At 70.0% G+C, this 303-nt stretch carries 1 pseudogene; it reads left to right on the top strand.

What is annotated here, in order from left to right:
• Positions 1-303 (top strand): annotated as a pseudogene (locus IEZ12_RS39050) (cell division protein FtsK); the annotation flags it as partial.

The raw sequence follows: 303 nt of genomic DNA on the forward strand, positions 1-303 counted from the left end.
GCCGCTCGCCAAGGCCGGCACCGTCGACCTGTTCAACCCCGTGGCCTTCGCCACCGACCAGCGCGGCAACTGGGTCATGGTCACCCTGATGTTCATCGCCGGGATCATCGGCGCGGTCCCCCGCATGGGCAAGACCTTCCTGCTCCGCCTGCTGCTGCTCATCTCCGCCCTCGACCCCCGCGCCGAGCTGCACACCTACGACCTGAAGGGCACCGGCGACCTCGACCCCGTCGGAGGCCAGGTGAGCCACCGCCACCGCGCCGGCGACGACGACGAGGACATCGAGTACGCCATCGCCGACAT

The sequence above is a fragment of the Kitasatospora griseola genome, from assembly GCF_014648555.1.
Lineage (GTDB): Bacteria > Actinomycetota > Actinomycetes > Streptomycetales > Streptomycetaceae > Kitasatospora > Kitasatospora griseola.